We start from the raw sequence: 12,008 nt of genomic DNA, 5'->3' as shown, positions 1-12,008 counted from the left end.
GTTCAATGCCATCTGTAGCTGCCGAGTATCGAAAGGAGTCGTTAGATGCCTCCTGCATGAAGATCGAAGTGCTTTCTGAGTTCGTCGAGCCTGAGCAAGCCTATCCCGCCGGACCCAGCGAAGAACATGAGCTCCACCTTCCCTTGAGCCTGGGCGATAGCTTCGGGGTTGCCTGACGCATCTGCGGTTGCCAGTTCAGCTCGCGCCTCGGAGATAAAGCCACTAAGGTGGTCCTCTAGTAGCCAGACTGCGGCCTCAAAGGGTGGGATGGACCGGATTCTTCTGTCCATTACCGAATTGAGAACCTTCTGCAGTTGTTCGATATGGCCCGGGTAGTCTTTGAGAATTTCCCGGAGTTTGGCTGGAACGGGTGGGGAAGAATGGGCCACTACTTTCACCTTTCCGGGCAATCCATGCGGATTCGAGAGTATCCGCACATGCCTCGGCGGGTCCAATGTCATTTGCGACACCGATTGGGTGGGTTGCCTGCTGCATTGATCGAGGAGCGGGATTTTTTGGAGGGACGAGGGGCGTTGATGGAAACGCGTACACGCGTGGTCTGGATCCACGAAGCTACACTGGCTGCCTACCCCCGATGGAAGCTCACCCATGTTCAGTGGAAAGGTCGCGGTGGTCACCGGCTCCACCAGTGGCATAGGCCTTGGCATTGCCACAGCCCTGGCGCGGCAAGGTGCCGATATCGTGCTGAACGGCTTCGGCGATGCGGCGGAAATCGAACGCATCCGTTCCAAACTGGAAGCCGAGTTCGGCGTGCGCGTGGCGCATGACGGCGCCGACCTTTCCCATGGCGAGGCGGTGCGCGGGATGATCGATCGCGCCGTCGCGACGATGGGGCGCATCGACATCCTGGTAAACAACGCGGGCATCCAGCACACCGCGTCGATCGAGGAATTCCCGGTCGAAAAGTGGGATGCGATTCTGGCGCTGAATCTCTCGGCGGTGTTCCATGCGACGGCGGCGGCCTTGCCCCACATGAAGCAGCAGGGCGCCGGCCGCATCATCAACATTGCGTCGGTGCACGGGTTGGTGGGCTCGGTGAACAAGTCGGCCTACGTGGCGGCCAAGCATGGCGTGGTGGGCTTCACCAAGGTGACCGCGCTGGAGAATGCGGGTACGGGCATTACCGCCAATGCGATCTGCCCGGGCTGGGTGCGGACGGCGCTGGTCGAGCAGCAGATCACCGCGTTGGCCGAGCGCGAAGGCACGGATCAGGAGACCGCCGCGCGTGAGCTGCTGGCTGAGAAGCAGCCGTCGTTGCAGTTCGTGACGCCCGATCAGCTGGGTGAGACGGTGGTGTTCCTGGCCTCGGACGCTGCGGCGCAGATCACCGGAACGGCGCTGCCGGTGGATGGGGGCTGGACGGCGCGCTAGCTGGCTGGCTGCGCCTTGCGCTGCAGCATCGGCAGTGCCACCAGCGTGGCGAGGAGGGTGAACAGCACCAGCGACGAACCTACGGTGCCGAAGCCCAAGCCACCCTTTTCCAGTGGCTTGGTGAGCAGGTCGCCGAAGGTGGCGCCGAACGGGCGGGTGAGCACGAAGGCGATCCAGAACAGGATGACCCGGTTGATGCCCTTGATGCGGCTGGCCAGCGCAGTGAGCGCGATGAGGCTGCCGATCAGCAGTGCGCCGCCGGTGAAGCCCAGCTCGGAATCGTCGGCGAGGAAGTCGCCCAGCGCGGTGCCGAGCGTGTTGGAGAACAGCACGGCGGTCCAGTAGAAGCCTTCGGCGCGGCGCGATGCGATGTTGCTGACCGAGATCGACTTTTCCGATACCCGCCAAGCCAGCAGCACCAGCGCCAGGCAGCCGGCCAGCAGACTGGCGCCGGTGGCGTAGCCCAGGCCGAGCGTGCGGTCGATCAGGTCGGACAGGGTGGTGCCGGCGGTGCTGGTCGCCAGCACCACCGACCAGAACAGCACCGGATGGAAGCGCCGCGCCGACAGTTGCAGGCCCAGCAGGCCGGCGAAGATCGCCAGCAGGATGGCCGAGCTGGCCACGTAGCCCAGGTTGAGCGTCATCGACAGCAGATCGCCCGCAGTCTCGCCGAGGGTGGTGGCGGCGATCTTCATCACCCAGAAACCGAGGGTGACCGCCGCCACTTTGCTGTGCAGGGAATCTGCGTCTGAAGCGCGCATCGAACGTCGCCTGGGGAGCCCGCGGGTGATGCTGTGGCGGGCGGCGTCGGAGTGCAGTCGGAACCAGGTTTGGCGAGGGTGAGCGTGGGGGCGGCGTTCAGCCGGCGCTGGCGTGGGCCGAAAGGCGCGCCAGCAGGGCGCCCCAGTCGGCCACGAAGCAGCCGTCGCGGCCGCGGTTGCATTCGGTGATCCACGCGTCCAGCGATTCGCTCCGTGCGCGGTAGCCGCTGACATCGCCCAGGACGGCGAAGTGCAGGCGGTAGTTCACCAGCATCTGCAGCCATTGCCCGGCCATGCCGGAGCGCAGCTCGAAGAAGTCTGCCGAAAGGCGCTGCACCGGAACGGCGATCCACTCGGCCTGGTGCCCAAGGGCATCGCCGACCAGGTCGCGCAAGGCGTTGCCATCCAGCAGCGGGCCTGTATCGGCGCTGCGCAGGACGCGGGTGCTGCCGATCTGTTCGACATGTGTGTGCATCGTGCGCTCTGAAGTTCGTATCGTCCGCCCAGTATGGCCATGGGAGAGGCCGACAGTAAGCAGATGCAGCATGAATCTGGCAAGCGAACGCGCTAGGCTGCGCCGGGCGCCCGCACGAGGCGGGTTCACGATACCGGGGAAGGGCATGGCAGGGTGGAGGAGTCGTTCGTTGTTGAGCGCGGTGCTGGTGTGTTCTGGCCTGCCGGTTGCAGCCGCCGAGCTGTGCACGGTCAGTGCCTACGGTGACGGGCAAGGCAACATCGTCGTGCTGGGCGCACCCGCTGCGGCGCCGGCCACAGGCCAGCGCTATCTGATGCTGGACGGGCGACGTGGCGCCACCGGTGATGCCAACGCGCCGGTGAGCTGCAGCGACGATGTGGTCAGCTTCAGGTCGCCTGCGGGAGCGACGCAGCGCTGGCAGCGACTGCCGACCCGCGATACCGAGACGACCTTCAGCAGTGCCGGAACAAAACTGGTCGGGCAGCTGATCGAACCAGCCGGTCCGGCCGACCCCAAACGGCCGTTGGTGGTGCTGGTGCACGGCTCGGAACGCACAATGGCGGTGGCGGCGATCTACCAGCGCATGCTGGTGGCGCAGGGTATTTCGGTGTTCGCTTACCAGAAGCGTGGCTCCGGCGATTCGGAAGGCGAGTACACACAGAACTTCGAGCTGCTGGCCGACGACGCGGCGGCGGCGCTTGCCAAGGCGCGCGAACTGGCGAGAGGCCGGTTCGGCCGCGCCGGCTACTTTGGTGGCAGCCAGGGCGGCTGGATCGCGCCGCTGGCGGCGACCCGCTCGCAGGCGGATTTTGTGGCGATCGGTTTCGGGCTGGTGGTGTCGCCCATCGAGGAGGACCGCGAGCAGTTGTTCGACGAGGCGCGACGCATGCAGCTGGATGCGGCGGCGTTGGCGCAGGTCGGGCAGCTTTCAGACGCAACCGCGCAGTTGATGCGCACGCATTTCACTGAAGGGTTCGAAGCGCTGGCCAGGGTGCGTAGCCAGATCGGTGCCGCGCCGTGGGCAAAGACGATCAACGGCGAGTACAGCGGCGACATGCTGCGCATGAGTGACGCCGACCTGCGCCGGATCGGCCGAGCGCGTTTCGACAACCTGGAGCTGATCTGGGACTACGACGCCGAGGCTGCGCTGCGCCGCCTGAAGGTGCCGTTGCTGTGGGTGCTGGCCGAGCAGGACCGCGCCGCGCCGATTGCCGCCACGCGTTCGATCCTGTCGCGCCTGCGCGCGTCGGGGCAACCGATCGACACCTACCTGTTCCCGGATACCGACCACGGCATGGTCGAGTTCCGCACCGATGCCGAGGGCAACCGGGTGTCGACGCGGATCACCGACGGCTATCTTCGCCTGCTGGCCGATTGGATCAAGCAGGATGTGCACGGGGGCTATGGGCGCGCGCGCAGAGAGAGCGAATAGCGGGTAGGGTGTACGCCTGCAGAGCGCCACGGTGAATGAAGGAAGGGAATGGAAGATAGGCCCGAGCCGCTTGCTTCATTGCACACATGGATGGCGGTGGCCCCTTGGCGCCGCTGGCTGGTTGCCGGCGTGCTGTTGGTGACCGGGTTGGGTGTGTTCTTCGCCGGTTGGTTCGGCTTGGCAATGCTGCTGGGCGACAACGAGGATGGCGCTGCGATGGCGTTGAATGCCGCCTTCGTGCTGCTGCTGTCGTTGGTACTGCTGCCGGCGCTGCACTATGGCTTCCTGCGCGGCTTCCGAAGTAGCGCGCAGGGGCGCGATCGGTTGGCCTTCCGGTTCGGAGCGGAGGATACAGCGCCGGTATCGGCCATCAAGTGGCCATGGTCCTGGCGGCTGCGGCATGCGGTGCTGTACGTGCTGGGTATTGCGACGTTGCTGCTCGTCTTCCTGCCGCACGACAACCAGGCGGCTTTCAGTGCCTTCATCGGCCGTTACAGTGCGGGCCGCGCGTCTGCGGGCAGTTTGACCATGCTGGTATTCGCGTGGCTGCCGCTGCTCACGCTGATGGGGGTGTGCATGCTGCTGCTTCGCCGCCAGTTCCGGCTCCGCGATGCCGGGTTGCTGGACGTGGTGGGCAAGCGGCTGCTTTCAGCGGAGAGCCACTGGCTGTTTTCGTTTGCGGCCGCGTTTGCCGCGACGGCGTTCCTGTGCCGCTTGATTGGCAGCGTGGCGCTGTAGGCGCGTGGGTGGCCACGCGCCAGCACCGCGTCAACTCGGCTTCGCGAACACATCCAACCCCTTGCCGGTTTCCAGCAGCGACTTCAGGCTCGACAGCACGATCGGCCAGCCCTGGCGGATGCCGGTATCCATGCCGCTGCCCGGTTCCAGCTCCTCATGGGTAACCGTCAGCCGCACCATGTCCTGATAGGGCACGATGTCGAAGGTGACGCGGCTGTAGGCATCCGGGTTGTCGGCCTGCGAGGCGGCGGCCCAGGTGATGACCAGCCGCGAGGGCGGGGTGCTTTCCACCACCTCGCCGACCAGCTCGACCGAGCGCGTTTCGTTGGCGCGCACGTGCTGCCAGAGCGAGCCGGGTTTCCAGTCCGAGACGTTCTCGTGGCCCCAGTAGCGGCGGGCGATCTCGGGGCGGGTGATGGCCTCGAACACCTTCTGTGGCGTGGACGCGATGTAGATCACGTGGATGAAGCGGGTTGACTCTGCAGACATCGTCATTCTCCTTCCAGTTCGCGTTTCAGGTCATGCAGCAGGCTCAGGCGCTGCTGCTCGAACTTGCGTACCCAGCGCTCGTAGACTTCATGCAGCGGCACCGGGTTGATGAAGTGCAGCTTCTCGCGGCCCCGACGCACCGTGCTGATGAGGTTGGCGTCTTCCAGCAGGCCCAGGTGCTGGGTGACCGATTGCCGGGCCATGTCCAGGTGCTCGCACAGCTGGCCCAGGGTCTGGCCGTTGTCCTCGCAGAGCAGATCCAGCAGCGTGCGGCGCGTGGGATCGGCCAGCGCCTTGAACACCTTGTCTGCGTCGCGCACGTTGTCTACCGCCATGGGGATGTCTTCAATTCCAGTTGTCGATCCTGACGTCGTGTGGGTTGGGCTGGCCCTTGCCAGTTTCCAGCAGTGCCTTCAGGCTCATCAGGAACACCGCCCACTTGGTGCTGCAGTGGGAGGTGAACTCGACACGTTCCTTCCAGCCTTCGTGGGTGAACAGCACGATGCAGTAGTCGCCTTCCTGCTTCAGTGCGAAGCGCGCGTGGGTGCCGATCCATTCGGCGGGGCCGGCGAGGAACTTCCAGAGCACCAACTCGCCTGGAATGAGCTGTTCCAGCTGCATTTCCATGGCGCCGATTTCCTGGCCGTTGTTGGTGAAACGGACCTTGACCGTGCCGCCGGTCTCGCGGTCGCCCCGGGTGTCTTCGGCCCACCAGGCGGCGACGCCTTCGGGGGTGGCCAGGGCCTGGTACACCTGGCTTGCAGGGGCCTTGATGCCGACCCTGTGTGCGATATCCACCATTGCAGGTTCCTCGCATGGGCAGGCAGGTGCCGCCCTTGGGACGAACTATATGCAGGTAAATGCCTGCATGTCAAATCCGGCCCAGGGACTTCCGACCCTGGTAGTGCCGGCCGCTGGCCGGCATCCTCGTGACAGCTGATTGACGCGTTGACAGGAGTACGTGCATGACTGAAACAGGAAAGGACACCTTGACCATCCGCCGCGCCAGTGCGGCAGATGCCCCTGCGGTGCTGGCGCTGTTCGATGAGGTGATTGAATGGTTCGTGTCCATTGGCAATCTGCAGCAATGGGGCAGCGAGCCGTGGTCCACGGTGCCGCGCCGGGTCACCCAGGTGACCGATGCGTGCGCGCTGCCTGGCGCATGGGTAGCCCAGAACGAGCAGGGTGAGGTGCGTGCGTTCCTGGCGCTGGGCGAGTCGATGCCCTATGTGCCGGCGCCCGATGGGCCGGAGCTGTACGTGCGGGTATTGGTGGCCTCGCGTGATGCGCGCGTGCGCGGCATTGGCCGTCGCCTGATGGCGTTTGCCGATGAGCAGGCGCGCGCTGCCGGCCTCGACCATCTGCGCGTGGACTGCTATGGCGGAGGCAGCGGTGATCTGGTGCGCTTCTACGAGTCCTGCGGCTACACGCGAATTGCGCCGTTCAACGTGGACGGCTGGCCAGGCATGCTGCTGGGCCGCCAGCTCTGACGCCGCTGCGTCATTCGGTCGCAGCATGCATGCAGGAATCGGTACATCGGTTCGGCGCTAGAGTGGGGTCACCCCCTCCTGGAAGGAGCAGCGCATGTACTACAGCAGTGGCAACTACGAAGCCTTCGCGCGCCCGCGCAAGCCAGCCGGTGTCGATGGCAAGCGCGCCTGGTTTGTGGGGTCGGGGCTGGCCTCGCTGGCCGGCGCCGCGTTCCTGGTGCGCGATGGGCGCATGGCCGGTGAACGCATCACCATTCTTGAACAGCAGCAGATTCCCGGCGGTGCGCTGGATGGCCTGAAGGTGCCGGAAAAGGGTTTCGTGATCCGTGGTGGCCGCGAGATGGAAGATCATTTCGAGTGCCTGTGGGACCTGTTCCGCTCGATACCGTCGCTGGAGATCGAAGATGCCAGCGTGCTGGACGAGTTCTACTGGTTGAACAAGGACGACCCGAACTATTCGCTGCAGCGCGCCACCATCAATCGCGGCGAGGATGCACACACCGATGGCCTGTTCACGCTGACCGAGCAGGCACAGAGGGACATCATCGCGCTGTTCCTGGCCACCCGTCAGGAGATGGAGAACAAGCGCATCAACGAAGTACTGGGCCGTGATTTCCTGGACAGCAACTTCTGGCTGTACTGGCGAACCATGTTCGCGTTCGAAGAGTGGCATTCGGCGCTGGAGATGAAGCTGTACCTGCATCGCTTCATCCACCATATCGGCGGCCTGCCGGATTTCTCGGCGCTGAAGTTCACGAAGTACAACCAGTACGAATCGCTGGTGCTGCCGCTCGTGAAGTGGTTGCAGGACCAGGGCGTGGTGTTCCAGTACGGTACCGAGGTGACCGACGTCGACTTTGATCTGCAGCCGGACCGCAAGCAGGCCACGCGCATCCATTGGATGCATGACGGTGTAGCCGGTGGCGTGGATCTGAGCGCGGATGATCTTGTTTTCATGACGATCGGTTCGTTGACCGAGAACTCCGACAACGGCGACCACCACACGGCGGCGCGCCTGAACGAAGGCCCGGCGCCTGCCTGGGACCTGTGGCGCCGCATTGCCGCGAAGGATGACGCGTTCGGGCGTCCGGATGTGTTCGGCGCGCACATTCCAGAAACCAAGTGGGAATCGGCAACGGTGACCACGCTGGATGCGCGCATTCCGGCCTACATCCAGAAGATCGCCAAGCGCGATCCCTTCAGCGGCAAAGTGGTGACCGGCGGCATCGTCAGCGTGCGCGACTCGCGCTGGCTGATGAGCTGGACGGTGAATCGCCAGCCACATTTCAAGAACCAGCCCAAGGACCAGATCGTGGTCTGGGTGTATTCGTTGTTCGTGGATACGCCCGGCGACTACGTGAAGAAGCCGATGCAGGACTGCACCGGCGAGGAGATCACGCGCGAATGGCTGTATCACCTGGGCGTGCCGGTGGAAGAGATCGATGAGCTGGCCGCGACCGGCGCGAAGACAGTGCCGGTGATGATGCCGTACATCACGGCGTTCTTCATGCCACGCCAGGCAGGTGACCGCCCGGACGTGGTGCCGGAAGGTGCGGTGAACTTCGCTTTCATCGGCCAGTTCGCCGAATCGAAGCAGCGCGACTGCATCTTCACCACCGAGTACTCGGTGCGCACGCCGATGGAGGCGGTGTACACCTTGCTGGGGATCGAGCGTGGCGTGCCGGAGGTGTTCAATTCCACGTATGACGTGCGCTCGCTGCTGGCCGCGACCGGGCGCCTGCGTGATGGCAAGGAACTGGACATTCCCGGGCCAGCGTTCCTGCGCAACCTGCTGATGAACAAGCTGGACAAGACCCAGATCGGTGGTCTGCTGCGCGAGTTCAAGCTGGTGCAAGAGGACTGAGCGGGGCGTGGGTAGCGCCGGGCCATGCCCGGCGAGCCCGGCAGCGGGTAGTTGACAGCGTTTCAACCTACTAGTAGGTTGGCGACATGAAAGAGTCGCTCTCGCCCAAGGCTCAGGAGATCCTGACCCATGCCCGTTCGCTGCTGGAGGCCGGTGGCTACAACGGTTTCAGCTACGCCGACGTGTCCGCGCGGGTGAACATCAGCAAGGCCAGCATCCATCACCACTTCCCCAGCAAGGCCGACCTGGTGCGCACGGTGGTTGAACTGTACCGGGCCGAGGCGCGCGAAGGCCTGGCGCTGCTGGACCGGCAGCTGGACGACCCGCTGCAGGAGCTCAACGCCTATGTGGAGTACTGGTCCAGCTGCATTGCAGGGGGGACGTCGTCGTTCTGCATCTGCGCGATGCTGGCAGCGGAGGCGCCGATGATCCCTGCGGAGATTGCCGATGAAGTGCGCGGGCATTTCGAGGATCTGAGCGGGTGGCTGACGGTGACGCTGGAGAAGGGCGCGGCGCTGGGCCAGTTGCGCCTGCAGGGTTCCCCTGCGGACGAGGCCAGGGCGTTCATGTCCTCGGTGCACGGCGCGATGCTGGCCGCGCGCGGTTTTGGTGACGCGGCGACCTTCGCGGCACTGGCACGGTTGGCGATCGCGCGGGTGAGCGCGGCGTCCTGAGAGATGTGTGGTGGGCCTGCGGCGACGCGGGCCTTCTTTTTGAGTCCAATGCCTACCTACTAGTAGGTTCATTCTATCCCTGGAGATGTCCCATGTCCCACCCTCTGTCCACGCTTGGCGTGATCCATACCGCTGTCAGCCTGATCCCGGTGTTGAGTGGCCTGTATGCCTTCATTCGCCATCGCGCAATCGATCCCGCCACGCGCGCGGGCAAGCTGTACCTGGTGGGGCTGGTGCTGTCGGTGGCCACCTCGTTCACCGTGTCCAGCACGGGCGGGATCAACCCCGGCCACGCATTCGGGGTGATCGTGCTGCTGGTGGCATTCGGCGGCGTGCTGGCCGCGCGGCTGCGCTGGCTGGGGCGCGCAGCACCTTATGCATCGACGTTTGCGCTGTCTTTCAGCTTCCTGCTGTCGTTGGTGCCCGGCGTCAACGAAACGCTGACCCGCGTGCCGGCAGCGCATCCGATTGCTGCCGCGCCGATGGCCCCGGTGGTGCTGTACACGCTGCTGGTCTGCCTGGTGGTGTTCGTGATCGGCGTGGCCGCGCAGTGCTGGAGGCTGCGAAACCGTGCCTTGGCAGGACGATCCTGAGACGCCGCCGGTCACTCCGGCGCGGCAAGTGCGCCCAGCAGTGCCACCGGTTCGATCAGTGCAGCCGAGCGCGCCGGGTCAAGTTGAATGTGCCGGCTGCAGAAGCCGAACGATCGGCCTGCGGCACGCTCGGGGACGCGTGCGCTCGCGTCCGGTGTCTCAATCTCCAGCACCTCATCCACGGCCAGCGCCAGCGTTGCGGTACCGGCATTGATCAACAGCATGGCCGGGCTGCCACCGTCGAATGCCGCTTGGCCGCTCATGCGGCGCAGGTCGACCACGGGTAATGGCTGCCCACGGACTTCCAGGGTCGGCCTGCCGTTGCGGTCTGCAGGGCCGAATGCCTCCAGGCCGCGAATTTCGACGGCAGCCTGGATGTCAATCGCGAACAGGGCGGTGCCTGCACGCACGATCACGATCTCGAACAGGTCGGCGGGCGATGCGCGTTTTTCCATTGCAGGTGGGGCGGGTACTGGCATGCGATGGGCGTGGCGAAGACAGCGGGAAGGAGGATCCTGATGATGACGCCCGAACGTAGCGCACGGCCGCGTCGGCAGGCGCACGCAAGGCGTCGGTTCAGTCTGTATCAGGCGGGGGCGCGTGGCGGCTCGACGGTGCCGATGCGTGGGAAATGCGGACGCAGCAGGCCAACGAGCTGATCCATGCCTGGAACGGAATGGCCAAATTCGTCCCATCGCGCATTGACCAGCCCGGACACGACGATCTGCCCGGTCTCGATGCGGGTCATCGCCCAGTAGGGTACGGCGCGTGCGCCGATTGCCATGTCCAGTACCGGGGTGACGGCGGCGTGCGAACGACTGTCCTGGATGCGGCGCCTGACCGCCTCCAGGCCGTCGGGCGGGCCTTCGATGTACTGGAAAAACCGCTGCCCGTCGACGAGCAGCGCTCCGGTAACGTCCACCCGGCGATTGAACGCGGCAGAGCCCGAGACGATCTGGCGGAGGGTTTCATCGGAAAGCCCAGCCGACATGTGGCTGGAGTAAGCAAATGCGTGGAGCATGGAAGGGGCTTCGTGTGACGCCCATCACTATACGTGGGTCTCCACCGTCCGCCGTGAGCCTTTTCTCACGTGGCGCTGGAGAGCGCTGAGCTGGATCAGCAGCCCACCAACCGATCCGCGCCAACACCGCCGCGATGCTGGCTGCGGTACTCGGTAGGGCTCGCATCGACCTGGCCCCGGAAGTGCCGACGGAACGATTCCTGCGAACCAAAGCCAGCCTGCTCGGCAATCCACTGCAGCGGCCGATCGGTGGTTTCCAGCAGCTCGCGGGCGTAGGCGACGCGCTCGCGGATCAGCCAGTCGATGGGCGACAGGCCGGTGGCCTCCAGGAACTGCCGCTGCAGGGTGCGTTGGCTGAGTGCGGCCTGCTCGGCGAGGCTGCCCAGCGAGTGCGGCTCGCGCAGGTTGCGGCGCATCCACTCCATCAGCTTTGCCAGCCGCGTGGGCTCGCCATGCGGAATGGCGCGGCTGACGCGCTGGCTGCGTTCGGCATCGCGCCATGGCGCCAGTACCAGTCGCTCGGCCACCAGGTTGGCCACGCGCGCGCCGTAATCCTTGCGCACCATGTGCAACATCATGTCCATGCCGGTCGCCGAGCCGGCCGAGGTGATGATGCTGCCGGTGTCTACATACAGTGCATCTTCGCGCACATCGATGCGCGGGAACTCGCGCGCCAGCGCTTCGGTGAGGCGCCAGTGGGTGGTGGCCTGGCGGCCATCGAGCAGCCCGGCCCACGCCAGCACGAAGGCACCGGAGCAGATCGAAGCGATGCGCGCGCCACGGCCGTGGGCACGGATGAGTGCATCAAGCAGCGCCTGAGGCGGGCGCTCGCTGGGCTCGCGCCAACCGGGAATGACGATGATGTCGGCGTCATCAACTGTGCTGAGGTCGTAGGGAAGCTGCACCTGCGTTCCGCCAAGCATGCGCAGCGCACCAGGTTCACCCGCGCACAGCTGGGTGCGATACCAGGCCACGCCGAGTTCCGGCCGCACCGGCGCGAACAGGCCAACCGCACAGCCGAACTCGAACAGCCCTTGGCCGTGGCAGGCAACGATGGCGACGAGCGGTGCGCTGGGATG

Annotated in this window: 16 protein-coding genes; 7 read left to right on the top strand and 9 right to left on the bottom strand. The window is 65.3% G+C overall.

The window, feature by feature from the left end; translation table 11 throughout:
• Positions 1–41 precede the first annotated feature (41 nt).
• A complete protein-coding gene (locus O0K41_RS14655; protein ID WP_239522877.1) occupies positions 42–389 on the bottom strand; it encodes a hypothetical protein in 348 nt (115 codons plus the stop codon).
• 220 nt (positions 390–609) lie between these two features.
• Here O0K41_RS14655 and O0K41_RS14650 point away from each other — a divergent pair, with 220 nt between their 5' ends.
• Complete coding sequence (locus tag O0K41_RS14650) at positions 610–1,392, top strand: 3-hydroxybutyrate dehydrogenase (protein WP_088435961.1); 783 nt, start codon at positions 610–612, stop codon at positions 1,390–1,392.
• Here the strand turns inward: O0K41_RS14650 and O0K41_RS14645 are convergent.
• Entirely contained in the window at positions 1,389–2,153 is a 765-nt protein-coding gene (locus O0K41_RS14645) for a hypothetical protein (RefSeq protein WP_088435960.1), read from the bottom strand. The two genes, O0K41_RS14650 and O0K41_RS14645, sit on opposite strands and share 4 nt — an antisense overlap.
• Positions 2,154–2,250: 97 nt before the next feature.
• Positions 2,251–2,628, bottom strand: a complete 378-nt coding sequence (locus O0K41_RS14640) for a DUF4180 domain-containing protein (protein ID WP_088435959.1) — start codon at positions 2,626–2,628, stop codon at positions 2,251–2,253.
• 181 nt (positions 2,629–2,809) lie between these two features.
• Between O0K41_RS14640 and O0K41_RS14635 the strand changes: the two genes are divergently transcribed.
• Positions 2,810–4,060 (top strand): alpha/beta hydrolase, encoded by a 1,251-nt coding sequence (locus O0K41_RS14635; protein ID WP_239503566.1) that lies wholly within the window; start codon positions 2,810–2,812, stop codon positions 4,058–4,060.
• Between the two features lie 153 nt (positions 4,061–4,213).
• Positions 4,214–4,798, top strand: coding sequence for a hypothetical protein (locus tag O0K41_RS14630; RefSeq protein WP_239503567.1), 585 nt, complete (start codon positions 4,214–4,216; stop codon positions 4,796–4,798).
• Positions 4,799–4,828: 30 nt separating this feature from the next.
• Here the strand turns inward: O0K41_RS14630 and O0K41_RS14625 are convergent, their stop codons facing one another.
• From O0K41_RS14625 to O0K41_RS14615, 3 genes are read right to left on the bottom strand one after another with little or no spacing between them, the layout of a single operon-like run.
• Positions 4,829–5,287, bottom strand: a complete 459-nt coding sequence (locus tag O0K41_RS14625) for an SRPBCC family protein (protein WP_049449668.1) — start codon at positions 5,285–5,287, stop codon at positions 4,829–4,831.
• Between the two features lie 2 nt (positions 5,288–5,289).
• Entirely contained in the window at positions 5,290–5,622 is a 333-nt protein-coding gene (locus O0K41_RS14620; RefSeq protein ID WP_005409330.1) for a metalloregulator ArsR/SmtB family transcription factor, read from the bottom strand.
• Positions 5,623–5,632: 10 nt separating this feature from the next.
• Positions 5,633–6,088 (bottom strand): SRPBCC domain-containing protein, encoded by a 456-nt coding sequence (locus tag O0K41_RS14615; protein WP_088435957.1) that lies wholly within the window; start codon positions 6,086–6,088, stop codon positions 5,633–5,635.
• Between the two features lie 164 nt (positions 6,089–6,252).
• Between O0K41_RS14615 and O0K41_RS14610 the strand changes: the two genes are divergently transcribed.
• From O0K41_RS14610 to O0K41_RS14595, 4 genes are all read left to right on the top strand, one after another.
• Complete coding sequence (locus O0K41_RS14610) at positions 6,253–6,777, top strand: GNAT family N-acetyltransferase (protein ID WP_123958500.1); 525 nt, start codon at positions 6,253–6,255, stop codon at positions 6,775–6,777.
• A 94-nt stretch (positions 6,778–6,871) separates the two neighbouring features.
• Positions 6,872–8,641: an oleate hydratase gene (locus tag O0K41_RS14605; RefSeq protein WP_164222255.1), complete on the top strand. Its 1,770-nt coding sequence runs from the start codon at positions 6,872–6,874 to the stop codon at positions 8,639–8,641.
• Between the two features lie 86 nt (positions 8,642–8,727).
• Positions 8,728–9,315 carry a TetR/AcrR family transcriptional regulator gene (locus O0K41_RS14600; protein WP_088430623.1) on the top strand — a complete coding sequence of 196 codons (588 nt, stop codon included), beginning with the start codon at positions 8,728–8,730 and terminating at the stop codon, positions 9,313–9,315.
• Positions 9,316–9,407: 92 nt separating this feature from the next.
• Entirely contained in the window at positions 9,408–9,908 is a 501-nt protein-coding gene (locus O0K41_RS14595) for a hypothetical protein (protein ID WP_164222257.1), read from the top strand.
• A gap of 11 nt (positions 9,909–9,919) precedes the next feature.
• On the opposite strand, the gene O0K41_RS14590 is transcribed toward O0K41_RS14595, so the two are convergent.
• The 3 genes from O0K41_RS14590 to ftrA all read right to left on the bottom strand — a co-directional run.
• The gene (locus tag O0K41_RS14590) at positions 9,920–10,471 is read right to left on the bottom strand and encodes a chemotaxis protein CheW (RefSeq protein ID WP_224481844.1); all 552 of its coding nucleotides are present in this window, start codon (positions 10,469–10,471) and stop codon (positions 9,920–9,922) included.
• Positions 10,472–10,494: 23 nt separating this feature from the next.
• Positions 10,495–10,929, bottom strand: coding sequence for a BLUF domain-containing protein (locus O0K41_RS14585; protein WP_012479978.1), 435 nt, complete (start codon positions 10,927–10,929; stop codon positions 10,495–10,497).
• Between the two features lie 95 nt (positions 10,930–11,024).
• Positions 11,025–12,008 (bottom strand): transcriptional regulator FtrA (gene ftrA, locus O0K41_RS14580; protein WP_308304522.1); only part of this gene is annotated, 984 nt, incomplete at its 5' end.

The organism is Stenotrophomonas sp. Sm2128, from assembly GCF_030985535.1.
GTDB classification, from domain to species: domain Bacteria; phylum Pseudomonadota; class Gammaproteobacteria; order Xanthomonadales; family Xanthomonadaceae; genus Stenotrophomonas; species Stenotrophomonas maltophilia.
This window is presented reverse-complemented; position numbering and strand designations above follow the sequence as displayed.